Annotated in this window: 14 protein-coding genes; 9 read left to right on the top strand and 5 right to left on the bottom strand. The window is 63.2% G+C overall.

Going from position 1 to position 16527, the window contains the following annotated elements; translation table 11 throughout:
• Nucleotides 1-843: an ABC transporter permease gene (locus NKJ04_RS02505; protein ID WP_502897883.1), complete on the bottom strand. Its 843-nt coding sequence runs from the start codon at nt 841-843 to the stop codon at nt 1-3.
• Nucleotides 843-1856 carry an ABC transporter permease gene (locus tag NKJ04_RS02500; RefSeq protein ID WP_352673306.1) on the bottom strand — a complete coding sequence of 338 codons (1014 nt, stop codon included), beginning with the start codon at nt 1854-1856 and terminating at the stop codon, nt 843-845. Before NKJ04_RS02500 ends, NKJ04_RS02505 begins: the two co-directional genes overlap by 1 nt.
• 184 nt (nt 1857-2040) lie before the next feature.
• Between NKJ04_RS02500 and NKJ04_RS02495 the strand changes: the two genes are divergently transcribed.
• The 6 genes from NKJ04_RS02495 (at nt 2041) to NKJ04_RS02470 (ending at nt 8220) form a co-directional block, all read left to right on the top strand.
• Nucleotides 2041-2850: an IclR family transcriptional regulator gene (locus tag NKJ04_RS02495; protein ID WP_352439771.1), complete on the top strand. Its 810-nt coding sequence runs from the start codon at nt 2041-2043 to the stop codon at nt 2848-2850.
• Nucleotides 2851-2984: 134 nt separating this feature from the next.
• Nucleotides 2985-3737 carry an SDR family NAD(P)-dependent oxidoreductase gene (locus NKJ04_RS02490; RefSeq protein ID WP_352612464.1) on the top strand — a complete coding sequence of 251 codons (753 nt, stop codon included), beginning with the start codon at nt 2985-2987 and terminating at the stop codon, nt 3735-3737.
• A 211-nt stretch (nt 3738-3948) separates the two neighbouring features.
• Nucleotides 3949-5298 (top strand): glucoamylase family protein, encoded by a 1350-nt coding sequence (locus tag NKJ04_RS02485; RefSeq protein WP_128302893.1) that lies wholly within the window; start codon nt 3949-3951, stop codon nt 5296-5298.
• Complete coding sequence (locus tag NKJ04_RS02480; RefSeq protein ID WP_352673304.1) at nt 5288-5797, top strand: FAD-dependent oxidoreductase; 510 nt, start codon at nt 5288-5290, stop codon at nt 5795-5797. Before NKJ04_RS02485 ends, NKJ04_RS02480 begins: the two co-directional genes overlap by 11 nt.
• Nucleotides 5776-6819, top strand: coding sequence for an FAD-dependent oxidoreductase (locus NKJ04_RS02475; RefSeq protein ID WP_352673301.1), 1044 nt, complete (start codon nt 5776-5778; stop codon nt 6817-6819). The genes NKJ04_RS02480 and NKJ04_RS02475 overlap by 22 nt, the downstream gene beginning before the upstream one ends.
• Nucleotides 6820-6984: 165 nt before the next feature.
• Complete coding sequence (locus NKJ04_RS02470) at nt 6985-8220, top strand: glycosyltransferase family 4 protein (protein ID WP_352673298.1); 1236 nt, start codon at nt 6985-6987, stop codon at nt 8218-8220.
• 100 nt (nt 8221-8320) lie between these two features.
• Here NKJ04_RS02470 and NKJ04_RS02465 read toward each other — a convergent pair whose 3' ends face one another.
• From NKJ04_RS02465 to NKJ04_RS02455, 3 genes are all read right to left on the bottom strand, one after another.
• Nucleotides 8321-9295, bottom strand: coding sequence for a hypothetical protein (locus NKJ04_RS02465; RefSeq protein ID WP_127289841.1), 975 nt, complete (start codon nt 9293-9295; stop codon nt 8321-8323).
• Nucleotides 9296-9530: 235 nt separating this feature from the next.
• Entirely contained in the window at nt 9531-10106 is a 576-nt protein-coding gene (locus tag NKJ04_RS02460; RefSeq protein WP_023811553.1) for a DUF1349 domain-containing protein, read from the bottom strand.
• A 91-nt stretch (nt 10107-10197) separates the two neighbouring features.
• Entirely contained in the window at nt 10198-11637 is a 1440-nt protein-coding gene (locus NKJ04_RS02455; protein ID WP_023811552.1) for an aldehyde dehydrogenase family protein, read from the bottom strand.
• Between the two features lie 268 nt (nt 11638-11905).
• Here NKJ04_RS02455 and NKJ04_RS02450 point away from each other — a divergent pair, with 268 nt between their 5' ends.
• The 3 genes from NKJ04_RS02450 (at nt 11906) to NKJ04_RS02440 (ending at nt 16527) form a co-directional block, all read left to right on the top strand.
• Complete coding sequence (locus NKJ04_RS02450) at nt 11906-12565, top strand: TetR/AcrR family transcriptional regulator (protein WP_352673294.1); 660 nt, start codon at nt 11906-11908, stop codon at nt 12563-12565.
• 214 nt (nt 12566-12779) lie between these two features.
• On the top strand, nt 12780-15191 hold the full coding sequence (locus NKJ04_RS02445; protein WP_352673292.1) for a GcvT family protein: 2412 nt from the start codon (nt 12780-12782) through the stop codon (nt 15189-15191).
• Nucleotides 15192-15273: 82 nt separating this feature from the next.
• The gene (locus tag NKJ04_RS02440) at nt 15274-16527 is read left to right on the top strand and encodes a sarcosine oxidase subunit beta (protein WP_352673289.1); all 1254 of its coding nucleotides are present in this window, start codon (nt 15274-15276) and stop codon (nt 16525-16527) included.

The following is a 16527-nucleotide window of genomic DNA, read 5'->3' as shown; positions in this document are numbered from 1 at the left end:
TTAATCCGACCTTGGATCGAGAATGTCGCGCAAGCCGTCGCCGATGAAGTTGAAGCCGAGCACGATGGTGAGGATGGCGACGCCGGGACCGAAGGCGATCCACCATTGGTAGAAATGGACGGCGCCATCGGAGATCATCGACCCCCATTCAGGCGTCGGCGGCGTGGCGCCGAGCCCGATGAAGCTGAGCGACGCGGCAAGCAGCACGACCTGGCCGAGATCCATGGTCGCGCTGATCAGCACCGGGGTCCAGCAAAGCGGCAATATGTGCGTGAACAGCACGCGTCGAGGCCTGGCGCCGGCAGCGATCGCCGCCTCGACATGCTCGCGCTCCTTCACCTCCAGCACCTGCGCCCGCATCAGCCGGGCGTAGACCGGCCACCAGACCAGCACCATGGCGATGGCGGCATTGCCGAGGCCGGGGCCGAGCGACGCCGCGACGGCCATGGCCAGCAGCATCGGCGGAAAGGACAGAGTGACGTCGACAAGCCGCATAATCGCCGCGCCGGTCAGGCCGCCGACGAAGCCGGAAATGGCGCCGAGCAGCGAGCCGATGATCACAGCGGAGACGACGACCAGTACCGCGATAGGCAGCGAATGCGCGGCCCCGTGCAGAGTGCGGGCCAGCACATCGCGCCCGAGTGCGTCGGTGCCCAGCCAGTGCGCCCAGCTCGCCGGCTGCAGCCGGCGCGCCACCATTTCGAGCGGATCGAACTGCACGACCAGATTGGCGAACACGGTCATGAACAGCCAGAACAGGATGACGATCGTGCCGATGACCAAAGGCGCGGTCAGCCATTCGGGAACCGTCGAGGAGCGGGACTTGGTGACGACGACTGCCATCAGCTTAATCTCACCCGCGGATTGGCCACGACATAGAGTATGTCGGTGATGAGGTTGGTGACCAGGAAGGCGAGGCCGCCAACGATGGTAACGCCGATGATTGCCGGGAAGTCGAGCGCGCGCGCCGCCTCGACGGCATAGGAACCCATGCCCGGCCAGGAGAAGATGGTCTCGGTCAGCACCGCGCCGGTGATCAGATAGGCGAAGGAGTAGCCGATGACGGTCAAGGTCGGCACCATGGTGTTGCGCAGCGCGTGGACAATGACGACGCGGAATTCGCTCGCCCCCTTGGCGCGCGCGGTGAGCACGAACTCGCGGCTCATCACATCCAGCATGTTGGCGCGCACCAGCCGCGATATGGTGCCCGAAACCGTCCAGCCGAGCACGAAGGCCGGCAGAAGCAGGTGCCAGAGCGCGTCCTTGAGGACGGTCCAGTCGCCAGCCAGAAGCGAATCGATGGTCAGGAAGCCCGTGATGCCGGGCGGCAATGCCAGGCGGGCATCGACCCTGCCCGGCCCCGGCAGCCAGTTCAGCATGACGGAGAAGATGAACAACAGGCCGAGCCCCGACCAGAACACCGGCAGCGAAGAGCCGAACAAGGCGAACAGCCGCGCGCCATGGTCAATCAGGCTGTTGCGGAAATAGGCGGCCAGCACACCAAGCACAATGCCGAGCGTGGTGCCGAAGATCATCGCAGCGAAAACCAGTTCGAGCGTTGCCGGCAAGCGGTAGAGAATGTCGGTGCCGACATTGCGCTTGGTGATGAACGAGGTGCCAAGATCGCCGCTCAGCAGATTCCTAAGATATATCATATAGCGTTCCGGCAAAGGACGATCGAGACCCCAGCGCGCTTTGGCGGCGGCCACCACTTCGGGGTTGCTCATCTGCTGTTCGGCGACAATCGCGGTCAGCGGATCGCCCTTGGTCACCGTGGTGATCAGGAAGGCAATGGTGACGATGCCGAGCACCAGAAACGGCATGGCGATAAGCCGGCGCAAAATATAGCGAGACACGTGGCTACCTTCACAAGGAGGGGCTTCGTAAGATGGCACAGGGCGCTTGGAGATGCCATCGAGGGAAGCATATTGACAGTGGGGGAAAGCGCCTGTCAATATAAATGGAATTTAATTTCATTTTTGATACAACGCCGGCGACACCGGCCCGACAGGCGGACGACGACGCCAGAAAGACTTCAGCGTGCGCAAGCGAGCCACCAGGGACGAGACGGAGCTTGAAGTCGAAGGCGCGCAGCTTTCGTCGTCGCTGGTGCGCGGGCTCGGCATCCTGCGCGCTTTCCGCCCGGGCGATGCCTCACTCGGCAATCAGGACATCATTGCCCGCACCGGCTTGCCCAAGGCCACGGTTTCGCGCATCACCTATACGCTAAGCGCGCTTGGCTATCTCCTCTACGACAAGGACCTCGGCCGCTATAGCCTGGGACCAGCCACCGTGGCGCTGGGTTATTCGGCACTGAGTTCCAGTGCGGTCGTCCACGTCGCCCGGCCGCTGATGCAACCGCTGGCCGATCTGACGGGGGCGGCGGTGGCGCTTGGCACCCGCGACAGCCTCAACATGGTCTATCTCGCCAACTGCCGGTCGGAGAGCCTTGTCACGCTGCGCCTCAACCCGGGCTCCTATCTGCCGATCTGGAAGACATCGATGGGGCTGGCCTATGCGGCGGCACTTTCATCCGAGGAGCGTGCCAGCCTTGTGGGGGCTTTGCAGGAGGCCGAGCCGGACAGGGCGGCGATGATCGCGGCGGCGATCGACGATGCGATCGCCCAGTATGCCGACAAGGGCTATGTGACGTCGTTCGGCGCCTGGCACAGCTACATCCATGCAGTCGGCGTGCCGTTCCGTCCGAGTGACGGCTCGCCGCTGGTTGCCATCACCTGCGGCGGCATCGGCGAGATCATCACGGAAGAGCGCGCGCATGCCGAGATCGGACCGGCGCTGGTGGCGATGGTGAAGGCGCTGGGCAGAGAGCTCGAGGGGCATGCCGGGTAACGGGATTGGCCCAGACGATCGGCCTCGCATGCCGGCTTGAACTTGCCTGATGGTGACCGCACAGTCGCCGTCGATGGTATGGCGGTCGCGCGTGGTTGGCGTCCATCGGGTTCAGGTGACGGGGGGAGAATCAGATGCCGATGAATTTTGCAGGACGGTTCAGCGGTCGAGCGGCGGTGATCACCGGCGGCGCATCGGGCATCGGTCTGGCAGTGGCTCAGAGGATTGTCGAAGAGGGCGGACGGGTTTCAGTCTGGGATCGCGATCCGGCTCAGATCGAACAGGCCAAGGCTACCCTTCCCGGCCTCCACGGTGTTGCCATCGACGTCGCCAATGCGGCCGGTGTGGAACGCGCCAAGCAGTCGGCGATCGAAGCGCTTGGTGGTGTCGACATCCTGGTCACCAGTGCGGCGATCACCGGACCCAACATGACGACCTGGAATTACTCGGTCGAAGATTGGCAGAAGGTCATCGACATCAACATCAATGGCGTCTTCTATTGCAACAAGGCGCTTGTCCCGCACATGCTCGAGCGCAACTATGGCCGCATCGTCAACATCGCTTCGATCGCCGGCAAGGAAGGCAATCCCAACGCTTCGGCCTACAGCACCTCGAAGGCCGCGGTGATCGGCCTGACCAAGTCGCTCGGTAAGGAGTTGGCCAAGACCAAGGTGACGGTCAATTGCGTCACACCGGCGGCCGTGCGCACCGCGATCTTCAGGCAGATGAGCCAGGAGCACATCGACTTCATGCTGTCCAAGATACCGATGGCGCGCTTCGGCGAGGTCGACGAGGTGGCGGCGCTGATCTGCTGGATCGCCTCGGAAGAGTGTTCGTTCACGACCGCCGCCGTGTTCGACGTTTCCGGCGGCCGCGCCACCTACTGAGGCAGGACGCATCTCAATTCCGCGTGACGACGCAACGAACTGGAGCGTAGGGGCGTATAGTCCAGACGTCGAATCGACGTTGACGCAACAAAGCTATGCGGGAAAGCTATGACGCGGCATGACAGTTCAGCATGCGTGATGACCTGCCGGCGCGGGGCAACTGGTTGGCGGTTGACGGACGCTGCAGCCATCCGGCGGGAGCTTGCTTCCTTTGCTTAGGGCCGAGCCTGGCGCGCTGTCCGACGACGAGCTTCTGGACCGCTATCAGCGCGCCGCCTTCGACTATTTCCTCGAGAACGTGAACCCCGAAAACGGATTGGTCGCCGACACCTCGCGGCCGAATTCGCCGGCCAGCATCGCTGTCGTCGGCTTCGCGCTGTCCAGCTATCCGGTCGGCGTCGAGCGCGGCTGGATGGCGCGCGATGCCGCCGCGAAGCTGACGCTGGCCGCGTTGCGTTTCTTCTCGGCCGGCTCGCAAGGCAATGGCGAGGAGGTCACCGGCCACAAGGGTTTCTACTACCATTTCCTCGACATGCGGACCGGCCTGCGCGTCTGGCGCTGCGAACTGTCGATGGTGGATACGGCATTGCTGATATCGGGCATGCTGGTGGCGGGCGCCTATTTCTCCGGTGATGATGACGAGGAAGCCGAAATCCGCCAACTGGCCGAGGCGCTCTACCGGCGCGTCGACTGGCGGTGGGCACAAGGCTCAAGCCCGACCTTGCGACAAGGCTGGAAGCCGAGGAGCGGCTTTCTCCACTATGGCTGGGAGGGCTACAACGAAGCCACGATCCTCTACGTCCTGTCGATGGCCTCGCCCGACAGCCCGACTTCGGACAACAGCTACGAGGGCTGGACGGCGACCTATCAGTGGGAGAACATTTACGGCTACGACGTGCTGTATGGCGGTCCGCTGTTCATGCACCAGTTCTCGCATGCCTGGATCGATTTCGCCGGCATCCGCGACGCCTTCATGCGCGAGAAGAACTCGGACTATTTCGAAAACAGCCGCCGCTCGACCTATCTGCATCGCGACTATGCACGCCACAACCCTTACGGCTATGGCGGCTACGACGAGAACCTTTGGGGTCTTTCGGCGGGCGACGGGCCAGGCGGTTTTCGCACCAGCGTGGAGCGACAGCGCCGGCGGTTTTCCGGCTATGCCGCGCGCGGCGCGCCGTTCGGTCCCGATGACGGGACGATCGCGCCTTGGTCCTATCCGGCATCACTGCCTTTCGCCCCGGAGATCTGCCTGGCGGCGTTGCGCCATCTCGGTGATCGCTACCCCGAGGTGATCGACAATTTTCGACTGCCGAGCGGTTTCAATCCGACATTGGCGAACCGACGTAAATTCGGGAGGCACGGCTGGGTGTCGGAAGGCCACTATGGGCTGGATCAAGGCATCGTGGTGATGATGATCGAGAACCATCGGTCAGGGTTGATCTGGAGACTGATGCGGTCAAATCAACACATCCGCAACGGCTTGCGCAAGGCCGGATTCAATGGCGGCTGGCTGTCTCAGCCGGCAAGCCCGGCGTCGGGTGGCGGCGATGTCGCGTGACCGGACCAGGGCTGCCGCCTTTCCTGTCGATCACAACGACATTGAGCTGATCAAGGGCGCCCATCCGCCGCACCGGAAGAACCCGCAGCCGGACGGTCCCTACAACCTCGTCGTCATCGGTGCCGGACCGGCTGGACTGACCGCCGCCTACGAAGCGGCCGGCCTCGGCGCAAAGGTCGCGCTCATCGAGCGCAACCTGATCGGCGGAACTTGCGTCAATGTCGGCTGCATCCCGTCGAAGTCGATCATCCGCACCGCAAGGCTTTATGCCGACATGCGCGACGCCGAGAATTTCGGCGGCGACATGCCGGACCGTCTTCACGTCAACTTTCAGCGCGCCATGACGCGGATGCGGCAGATCCGGCAGCGGATCAGCCGCGCCGATGCCGCCGATAGCCTGATTGCCGAAGGCATCGACCTTTATTCGGTGAAGCGCGGTTTTCCGGAAGGGACGCTGTCACGGTCGCCGGACAAACCTTGCGTTTCAGAAAGGCGCTGATCGCGACAGGCGCGCGCCCGAGGCTGCCGACGATCTCGGGGCTTGCCGACGCCGGCTATCTCAGCAACGAGACCATGTTCGATCTCACGGAGTGCCCGAAGCGGCTTCTGGTCATCGGCGGCGGACCACTCGGTTGCGAAGCGGCGCAGGCCTTCTGCCTGCTGGGCGCGAAGGTCATCCAGGCGCAGCGCGAACCGATGTTCCTGCCCGGTGAGGAACGCGATGCCGCCCAAATTCTTTCGGACGCGCTGGCGCGCGAAGGTGTCGAAGTTCGCCTCAACACCGAGGTGGTGGCGGTGCGGACGGAAGGCGGCAAGAAGCTCGCCGACCTGGTGTGCGACGACGTCACGACGACGATTTCCGTCGACGAGATCATCACCGGCATCGGCCGATCGCCCAATGTCGACGGCCTCGACCTGGAAAACGCCGGGGTGGCATATGATGCCGACGGTATCAAGGTAGACGACTGTCTCCGCACCACAAATGCGCGCATCTATGCGGCGGGCGATGTCTGCCTCGCCTACAAATTCACCCACACCGCCGAGGCGACAGCCCGCATGGTCGTGCGCAATGCCCTGTTTCTCGGACGCAGGAAACTGAGCGAACTGGTCATTCCGTGGTGCACCTATACCGATCCGGAGATCGCCCATGTCGGCCTCTATCCGGCGGAGGCGCGCCAGAGCGGCATTCCGGTCAAGACCTATACGGTGCTGATGCACGATGTCGCCCGTGCGGTGATGGACGGCGAGGAGGAGGGTTTTGTCAAAATCCACGTCAGGGAGGGGTCCGACCGCATCCTGGGCGCCACGGTCGTCGCCAGCCATGCCGGCGAGATGATCAATGCGGTGTCGCTGGCGATCAAATCGGACATGGGACTGCGGGCGCTGGCCGACGTCATCCATCCATTCCCGACGCAGGCGCAAGGCATCAAGATGGCCGGTGACGCCTATCGGCGGACAAGGCTCACCTCATCATGGAAGCATCTGGCGGGCCGCTGGTTGGCGTGGTCCAGGCGATGGTGACATTCGGCAGGGCGCGCAACTGGTGCATCTGACATTCAGCGACGATGCGGCGCTTGACGAAAGCGGCGTTCGGCTGAACAAGTCGAAGCCGATTGTTGTGGTTTTGGGGCCGTCGCGCATGTCGTCTGGAATGAAGCCTCCGGCGCAAAGCCCAGAGCGTCCGCTTTGAAACCCGCGGACGCACAACCGCTCGACGCTGTCTCCGCGGCGAAAGCCGGGCGACGTGTGCTGGTTGTGTCCCACGATCCGGCCTTTCCGCCGATCTCCGGCGCGGATTTGCGGAACTACCGCAATGCTGAGTCTGCTGCGCAATTCGGCCCGGTCTGCCTGGTGTCTGTGCTGCCGCAGGCGACGGAAACAACCGATCCGTCGATCCGCACCGAAGCCTTGTCGATCAAGGGAGAGGCCCGCTCCGCTTCGATCGGGTGGTGGCGCATAAGGGCGGAGCGTCGCATCTCGCGCGTCGCCTTGACGCGGCTGGAGGCACTGGTTCGGGACTTCCGCCCCGATACGGTGCTGATCGAGGGCATCGGCCTGTTCAAGCTGCTGCGGCCTTTGCGGGCATTGACGAAACATCTCATCCTCGACATGCACAACGTCGAGTCCGACTTGGCGGGGCAGTTGCGGCACGTCGATGTGAAGCGGCCTGCGGTGGCGACGATCACGCCAAGCCTTGGCATCAGGCGTCTCGAGAGAAAAGCGATTGCCCTTGTCGACCGGGTCTGGGTCTGCTCAAGCCAGGATCGAGAGCGGTTGATGGCGCTTTCCCGGCATAAGTTGCCGATCGATGTCGTTCCAAACGGAATTCCGCACGCCGGGCATAGCCCCGAAACGCTGCCCGACGAGCCCGGATCCGGCGAAAGCTTTCCGGTGATCCTGTTCGTCGGCCATCTCGGCTATCCGCCAAACGTCGACGCCGTCCAGAGATTAGCCGGCTCCATACTTACGCGCATCCGACTGGCCTTGCCGACCGCGACACTGATTCTCGCTGGGCGCAACCCGACAACGGCCGTGCAAGCGCTGGCAGGATTGCGGGGCGTGGAGCTCGTCGAAGACCCCGAAGACATGGCGCCGCTTCTGTCGAGAGCGCATCTCACCATCATCCCGCTTGCGGCAGGCGGCGGCACCCGCATCAAGATTTTGGAGGCGATGGCGTGGGGCGTGCCGGTGATTGCCACGCCTCTGGCGGCCGAGGGCCTGGATCTGGTCGACGGGGAGGAGCTGCTGCTGTCGGATACCGATGAAGGGCTTGCCGGAATGGCTGTCGGACTCTGCCTGGATGCCGACCGCAGGGCACGGCAGCGCATCCGCGCGCATCAAGCGGTTTGGGCAAGGTTCGGCCCAGAAGCCATCCGCGATGCTGTCCGCGGCGGGCTGGGGCTGGACGAGGCTGGCACATGATCCGTCCCTCCACCAGATATGGAGGAGCCACATCGTTCCACATCGCTTGCAGGAGCCCCGCTTCGCACCACGTCCAGCCGGAAATTCGTGGTCTGCCCTATCAGGATGCGTGCTGAAGCTCTTGCCGAATGGGGCCGAGATAGGTTTGCGGATGCAAGCGTCCCCAAACATGGCCCCGGTCGGTCAGATGCGCGACCTGCTCTATCCAGCGTCTCGGCGCATCGGGGTCCCTCACCTCATGCCAGTCGTCGACGATAATGACAGGCAGGCCCTGGTAGAGCGGGTCGAGCGGCGAGGTCCTGGTGACGACGATGCAGCCGAGATAAAACAGCTCCCATGTCCTATGGCAGTCCAGGCCATTGCCTTCGGTGGACAGCACGAGCGGGTATTGCGAGTATAGTTGCCAGATCGAGCGCTGCGAGACCCGTTTCGTCAGAAAATCGACGTGCGGACATCCGCCCAGGGCATCAAGCAGTTCCCGGCGCTGCCTCGAGCCATTGCTGATGCTGAAATCAGAGAACAGCCTGGGCGGGCGGCGGTCCACATGATCCTGCCGGGCGCGTATGATTTCCAGTTGCTTCACAAGCCCTGCCGGCGTGGCAAGAGACCGAGGCGTGTGAAGATCGAGCCCGATCGGGAAAGGCTTCACTCTGGGGTGAGTGCCGTCACAATTCTGGCTGTACCAGGAGACCAGGAAAGGGTTGGCGAGAAGTTGGTCGACGGTGTCCTTCGCCAGATCCGACGGCACCGAAGCATCTCCGTCGGTCGTCAGCAGCGTGAACGGTGCCGTGATCGTCGGCAGCACGATCCTGACGAACGTGTCGAGGTCGCAGGTTTGCGCATCCCTGGACAAGGTGCTCAGGCGCAGCCAGACAATGCCATGCGCGCCGCTGTAATGTTGGCGGAAAAATGCCTCGCTCTGCGTCGATGCAGTTGGCGCATTGCGATACCAGCGCGGCCCGGCGAAATCGCAGAAATGCCCGATGCCCTGCGACCACAGCACGGGCGGAACGTCAAGAAACCTTAGCGCCCTGGAATAGACGGCTCTTTTGACAGCCCTTCGAAACCTGCCCATCGGCAACTCCTAGCGCGGATGCCAATAGCGTTGCAACGTACTGCCTGGCATATTCGCCTTGAGCCGAACCCGGGCCAAAAATTTCGAGCCGTCTGGCGGCGTCGCAACTGGCTGACGATCTCGCCGGCTGCAGTGCCGCGACCAACTCCCGGCACGGACGGAGGCACGCGGCGGTCTACAGACTTGATCGTGGCAAAGGTCGAAGTGCTTGCGGTTCAGCGCAAGACCGCACGTCTCAATCGTGCAATTCCCGCGATATCGGCGGACCGAGGGAGAAATCGGAGAACGTTACCTCAAAGCCCTCGCGTTGCGGCGAACAGCACATCATGCCGATATCGACCGTCTTCGAGGTCGGGAAATAGGCAAGCCGCACAGGCTTCCAGTGGCCGTCGGAAGCATCGAGGTACTGGACGCGGATCGCCTCGGCGTGACGGGTCAACCGGATCCTGACGCCGTTCGGATCGGCATGAATGGCGACCAGCGACCAGTCTGACGTGTCGTTGGTGACGACAACGGAGAAATAGGCAAGGCCGTCGGTGTACTCGATACCGGCCTTGATCCAGTGCGTTTCGCTGAGCCGGACCATCAGCCCGGCCTGATCATAGAGGACTTCGTAGTCGCCTTTGACCGTGACTTCGGCGCTGAAATCGCCTTCGACCGGCCGGTGCAGGAAGTGGCCGTTGTCGCGCCAGAAACCGTAGAAGGTCTCGCGCCAGAAATCGGTCTCCTTACCGGTGCGCACACGAACGCTGTCGCCGTCGATAGAATGGTGCGGCGGCGGGTTAAGCCAGATCAGATCTTGCACTGTCATCCTTTCGCGCCCCTCCAATCCAGATGTGCATGGCGGTGTTGCCGGCATGGTCGGCAGTGACCGATCAGTCAGGCTGATCGGTCACTGCCGATCAGCCTGCGAACGTATAGGCCGTCTTCACCGTGGTGTAGAACTCCGCCGCATAGTGGCCCTGCTCGCGCGGCCCATAGCTCGAACCCTTGCGGCCGCCGAAGGGAACATGGAAATCGACACCCGCCGTCGGCAGGTTGACCATCACCATTCCGGCCTCCGAATTGCGCTTGAAGTGCGTGGCATGCTTGAGGCTCGAGGTGCAGATGCCGGAGGTCAAGCCGAAGGGCGTGTCGTTGGCGACGGAAAGCGCCTCGTCATAGTCCTTGACGCGAATGACGCTGGCGACAGGTCCGAAAATCTCCTCGCGCGAACTGCGCATGGCATTGGTGGCCTCGGTCAGCAATGCCGGCTGCAGATAGAAGCCTGGCGTCTTGCGGTCGAGCCGCTCGCCGCCGAAGGCGAGCGTGGCACCTTCCCTGACGCCGATGGCGATATAGTCCTCGTCCTGCTTCAGCTGCGTCGCGTCGACGACAGGACCGATCTGGGTCTGCGCGTCGAGCGCATCGCCGATGACCAGTTTGCTCATGCGATCCTTGAGGGCATCGACGAAACGGTCATGGATGGCCTCGGTCACGATCAGCCTGGACGACGCGGTGCAGCGCTGGCCGGTCGAGAAGAAGGCGCCATTGAGCGCGCAATCGACGGCGATCGCAAGATCGGCATCGTCGAGCACGACCAGTGGGTTCTTGCCGCCCATTTCAAGCTGGAACTTGCGCATGTGTTCGATGCTTGCCGCGGCAACGCGCTTGCCGGTACCGACCGAGCCGGTGAAGCTGATGGCGTTGACGTCGGGACTGTCGAGCATCGCCTGACCGACCACCGAACCCTTGCCCATGACGAGATTGAGCACGCCCTTTGGCAGGCCGGCGCGATGCAGGATGTCGACAATGGTCCAGGCGCTCTCGGGAACCAGCTCCGCCGGCTTGAAGACGACGGTGTTGCCGTGTGTCAGCGCCGGAGCGATCTTCCAGGCCGGAATGGCGATCGGAAAATTCCACGGCGTGATGATGCCGACCACGCCGACCGCCTCGCGCGTCATCTCGACGCCGACGCCCGGCCGCACGCTCGGCACGACCTCTCCGGTCAAACGCAACGTTTCGCCGGCAAAGAAATCGAAAATCTGGGCGGCGCGAATGGTCTCGCCTATGCCTTCGGCCAGCGTCTTGCCTTCCTCACGCGCGAGGTTGCGGCCAATCTCGTCCTTGCGCGCCAAAATCTCGTCGGAGGCCTTTTTCAGCACCGCGTGACGCGCCAGCGGACCGGAGCGGGACCAAGCCGGGAACGCTGCCTTGGCCGCGGCGATCGCCTGCTTGGCCTGTTCGACACCCGCCGAGGCATAATCGCCGACGATGTCACCGGTATCCGAGGGGTTGATGTTGCGCGAACCGGCGTCGCCGACCCACTCGCCATCGATGAGGTTCTTTCGAAACAGCGTCATATCGTATGTTCCTGCTTGTTGGCCGCGCGGGCATCTGTCTGAACTGGTATTTGCCAGACAATTGCCTCGCGGGAAAGCAAACAGTGAACCAGCAGCCGCGACAAAAATCCCCGCTTGCGCCGCGCGGATGGCGGGCGACGACAATGCCCCATCGAGCCTCGATGCAGCCAACAGCCACGATGCATCGTTCGGCTTGGGCCCGATTTGGTCTGTACACAAATGTCCATAGCCTTGATTTGCCTGAGGCAGCGTGTCATGCGTCGTGTCGATGGCAGCTCTCGGAACGACGATTCAGCGCGCCGGCGCCACCGGCAATATCAAGGCCACTCGCGAAGACTGGCTGAAGCTTGCGCTTGAAACGTTGATCTCTGACGGTGTCGAACGCGTCCGCGTGCTGACGCTTGGACAGAAGCTCGATGTGTCGCGTTCCAGCTTCTACTGGTATTTCAAGAGCCGACAGGATCTGCTCGATCAATTGCTGGATTACTGGCGGCAGACCAACACCAGGTTCATCGTCGAACGGGCCAGGCAGCCTTCCGCGACCGTCATCCGCGGGGTGATGAGCATTTTCGAATGCTGGGTGGACGAAAAACTGTTCGATCCGCAGCTGGATTTCGCGATCAGGGCCTGGGCCCGCCGCTCGCCCGCCATCAGGCGCGCGCTCGACGAGGCCGACGAGGAGCGCGTCAACGCCATCCGCGACATGTTCATGCGCCACGGCTATGAGGAAGAAGACGCGTTCGTGCGAGCCCGTGTGCTGTATTTCATGCAGATCGGCTATTACTCGCTTGAGCTCAACGAGCCGATGAGCAGCCGCCTGCCTCACGTCGCCGGTTATCTGCGCAGCTTCACCGGCCAGGAGCCCCCGGCGGAGGATGTCGAAGACTTCTCGCGCTATGTCGAGAAAACGCTTTCGCGCAACCGATAGTACGGCCCGTTCGGCCCCCGCGGCTGGCGACTTCGCGGGCGCGCATCGACCCAAATAGCAAGCACGTTTGCTGCCGACAGCAGCGGAGGCGCCCCTCTGCCGCATCGGCGCAAAGCGACGTCATGGACCGTTCATTCCGTCCTCCGCCAAACTCTAGACACATATGTACAATACCGATAGGGTACGCCGCACTGACTGGGTGGAGTGTGACAGGATGAAATCCCAATACAGGGCGATCGTCATCGGCGGCGGCGTGGTTGGAGCCTCGGTGCTCTATCACCTGGCGAAGTTCGGCTGGAGCGACGTCGCGCTTATCGAACGCGAGGTACTGACAGCGGGATCGAGCTGGCATGCGGCCGGCGGATTCCATGCGCTGAACGCCGATCCCAACATCGCCGCCCTGCAGGCCTATACGATCGACCTGCTCTCCGAGGTCGAGAAGGAATCGGGCCAGAGCATCGGCATGCACATGACCGGCGGCATCTCGGTCGCCTCGGCGCCCGAGCGCTGGGAATGGCTCAAGGCCTCCTACCGCATCTTCCAGACCATGGGCATCGACGATGTCCACCTGGTCGGTGTCGATGAGATCAAGCAGCGCTGCCCGATCCTCAACACCGACGGCATGCTGGGAGGCCTCTTTGCCGCGCGCGAGGGCCATATCGATCCCTCAGGCGTCGTGCACGCCTATGCCAAGGCAGCCAGGCTGCGCGGCGCCGACATCATCGAGCACAACCGGGTGCTGGAACTCAACCGCCGCGCCGATGGCGGTTGGGACGTGGTCACCGAGAAGGGCACGGTGATTGCCGAGCACGTCGTCAATGCCGGCGGACTGTGGGCCAAGCAGGTCGGCAGGATGGCCGGCATCGACCTGCCGGTATCGCCGATGGAACACCATTATCTCGTCACCGAGGCATTGCCCGAAATCCAGGCGCTGGACATGGAATTGCCGCTGATCGTCGATCTCGAAGGCTTCACCTACATGCGCCAGGAGCAGAAGGGCCTTCTGCTTGGGATCTATGAGGTCAACCACAAACACTGGAACATGGACGGGGCGCCCTGGGACTACGGCATCGAACTGATCCAGGAAGATACCGACCGCATCGCCGACGAGCTGGCGCTCGGCTTCAGCCGTTATCCCTGCCTGGAGACAGCCGGCATCAAGCGCTGGGTAAACGGCGCCTTCACCTTCTCACCGGACGGCAATCCGCTGGTCGGCCCGGTGCGCGGCGTGCCCAATTACTGGGTGGCGTGCGGCGTCATGGCCGGTTTCCTGCAAGGCGGCGGCGTCGGCAAGTCGCTGGCCGAATGGATGATCCATGGCGAGCCGGAAGCCGACGTCTACGGCATGGACATCGCCCGCTATGGCGACTTCGCCTCCAACCGCGAATACATCAGGCAGACCACCGGGCAGTTCTATTCGCGCCGCTTCGTCATGAGCTATCCCAACGAGCAGCTGCCGGCGGGACGGCCCTTGAAGACAGCCGGCGCGCATGACGCGATGGATGCCGCCGGCGCGCGCTGGGGCAATTCATGGGGCATGGAAGTGCCGCTCTATTTCGCGCCGCAAGGCTTCGTCGAGACACCGACGCTGAAGCGCTCCAACGCCTTCGACATTGTCGCACAGGAATGCCGCAAAGTGCGCGAAGGTGTCGGCCTGCTCGATATATCAGCTTTCTCGCGCTACGAGATCACCGGTCCGCGGGCCGAGGCTTGGCTGGACCGGCTGCTTGCCTGTGCGCTGCCCAAGCCGGGACGCGCCAAGCTCGCGCCGATGCTGGGCGAAAACGGCAAACTCAAGGGCGACCTGACCGTCTTCAACTGGGGAGATGGCTCCTGGTGGATCATGGGATCCTACTATCTGCGCCAGTGGCATATGCGCTGGTTCGAGCAGCATATGAGCGAAGGCGTCACCGTCCGCGACATTTCGGACGCCATTGTTGGTTTCTCGCTCGCCGGACCCAATGCGCGAATGCTGCTCGAGCGGCTGACACACCAGGATGTCTCGCACGAGGCTTTCGGCTTCCTCGCCTGCAAGACATTGGATGTCGGCCTGGTGCGGGCCAAGGTCGGTCGGCTGTCGGTCATCGGCGAGCTCGGCTACGAGATCCATTGCCAGGCCAATGAGCACGCGGGCCTGCGCCGTGCGCTGCTTGCCGCAGCCAGCGATCTGGGCGTCACCGAATACGGCTTCGGCGCGGTCAATTCGCTGCGCCTCGAAAAGAGCTTTGGCATCTGGTCGCGCGAGTTCACGCAGGACTATACGCCTGATGAGACCGGGATGGACCGCTGGATCGCCTTCGACAAGGGCGATTTCATCGGGCGGGAGGCGGCCCTGAAAGAGCAGAAGGCTTCATCGAGGCGCACGCTGGTGACGCTCGAAATCGACGCGACGGATGCCGATGCCAGTGGCTACGAGCCGGTCTGGAACAGAGGCAGGCTTGCCGGCTTCGTCACCTCCGGCGGCTATGGCCATACGGTCGGCAAGAGCCTCGCCATGGCGCTGGTCGAGCGCGAGGCGGCCGAGATCGATACGCAGTTGACAACCCACATCGTCGGCGTCGAAAGAGGTGCGCGCGTCATCGCTTCGTCGCCATACGATCCACTGGGCAAGGCGATGCGGGCATGACCGATCGAACCGGCGGCATCCGTGCAAAAGACCATGCAATGATTCACGTTCCCTTCAGAAATTCAGATCTGTCCGGCACGCCATGACCAGACGCTATTCCGCATTATCGCTGTTCAAGGAGGGCCTGGCCGGCCAGACTGGCTGGAAGCCGGCCTGGCGCTCGCCCGAGCCGAAGCCAGCCTACGACGCGATCGTCATCGGCGGCGGCGGCCATGGGCTGGCGACGGCCTATTACCTGGCAAAGAACCACAACATCACCAGGGTCGCTGTGCTGGAAAAGGGCTGGATCGGCGGCGGCAACACCGGCCGCAACACCACCGTGGTGCGCTCCAACTACTATTACCCGGAAAGCGTTGAGCTCTACGGGCTGGCGCACCGCCTTTACGAAGGGCTGGGCAAGGACCTGAACTACAATGTCATGCTGTCGCAGCGCGGCATGGTCAATCTGTGCCACTCGACCGCGGAGATGGAGATCGGGGCGCGTACCGTCAACGCTATGCAGATCAACGGCATCGATGCCGAATTGTTTTCTCCCGAGGATGTGCGCCGGGTGGCGCCGATCTACAATTTTTCGCCGGACGCGCGCTTCCCGGTGTTCGGCGGCATCTGGCAAGGCAGGGCCGGCACGGCGCGCCATGACGCCGTCGCCTGGGGCTACGCGCGGGCGGCGAGCCGGCTCGGCGTCGATATCATCCAGAACTGCGAGATCACTGATTTCATCATCGAAGGCGGCCGCTGTCGCGGCGTCCAGACTTCGCGTGGCGCGATCCGTGCCGACCGCATCGGCATGGCGGTAGCCGGGCATTCTTCGGTGCTGGCGGCAAAGGCCGGCTTCCGGCTGCCGATCAATTCCTATGCGCTGCAAGCCTGCGTGTCCGAGCCGGTCAAGCCGATCCTCGACACGGTGGTGCTGTCGCCCGGCTGCGGCGTCTATGTCAGCCAGTCGGACAAGGGCGAGATCGTCATCGGCGGCGGCCTTGACCGCATCCCTTCCTATGCGCAGCGCGGCAATCTGCCGACGCTGGAGGAGGTGATTGCCGGTCTTTTGGAAATGTTCCCGATCTTCGGCCAGCTCAAGCTGATGCGGCAATGGGCCGGGATCGTCGATGTCGTGCCGGATTCCTCGCCGATCATAGGCGAATCACCGCTGCCCGGCCTGTTCCTCAATTGCGGCTGGGGCACGGGCGGCTTCAAGGCTATCCCCGCCGGCGGCACGCTGCTGGCGCAGTTGCTGGCGACCGGCAAGCACAACGACATCAGCCGCCCCTTCGACCTCGATCGCTTCGCCAGCGGGCGGCTGGTCGACGAAGCGGCCGGCTCCGGCATCGCGCATTAG

Origin of the sequence: Mesorhizobium sp. M0618 (genome assembly GCF_040320765.1) — a bacterium.
Classification (GTDB): Bacteria; Pseudomonadota; Alphaproteobacteria; order Rhizobiales; family Rhizobiaceae; genus Mesorhizobium.
This window is presented reverse-complemented; position numbering and strand designations above follow the sequence as displayed.

Bases quoted from the DNA above. Each gene is read 5' to 3' on its own strand.
- NKJ04_RS02465 (WP_127289841.1), bottom strand. From the start codon at position 9,295: ATGGGCAGGTTTCGAAGGGCTGTCAAAAGAGCCGTCTATTCCAGGGCG.
- NKJ04_RS02445 (WP_352673292.1), top strand. From the start codon at position 12,780: ATGAAATCCCAATACAGGGCGATCGTCATCGGCGGCGGCGTGGTTGGA.
- NKJ04_RS02505 (WP_502897883.1), bottom strand. From the start codon at position 843: ATGGCAGTCGTCGTCACCAAGTCCCGCTCCTCGACGGTTCCCGAATGG.
- NKJ04_RS02455 (WP_023811552.1), bottom strand. From the start codon at position 11,637: ATGACGCTGTTTCGAAAGAACCTCATCGATGGCGAGTGGGTCGGCGAC.
- NKJ04_RS02490 (WP_352612464.1), top strand. From the start codon at position 2,985: ATGCCGATGAATTTTGCAGGACGGTTCAGCGGTCGAGCGGCGGTGATC.
- NKJ04_RS02460 (WP_023811553.1), bottom strand. From the start codon at position 10,106: ATGACAGTGCAAGATCTGATCTGGCTTAACCCGCCGCCGCACCATTCT.
- NKJ04_RS02440 (WP_352673289.1), top strand. From the start codon at position 15,274: ATGACCAGACGCTATTCCGCATTATCGCTGTTCAAGGAGGGCCTGGCC.
- NKJ04_RS02450 (WP_352673294.1), top strand. From the start codon at position 11,906: ATGGCAGCTCTCGGAACGACGATTCAGCGCGCCGGCGCCACCGGCAAT.
- NKJ04_RS02480 (WP_352673304.1), top strand. From the start codon at position 5,288: ATGTCGCGTGACCGGACCAGGGCTGCCGCCTTTCCTGTCGATCACAAC.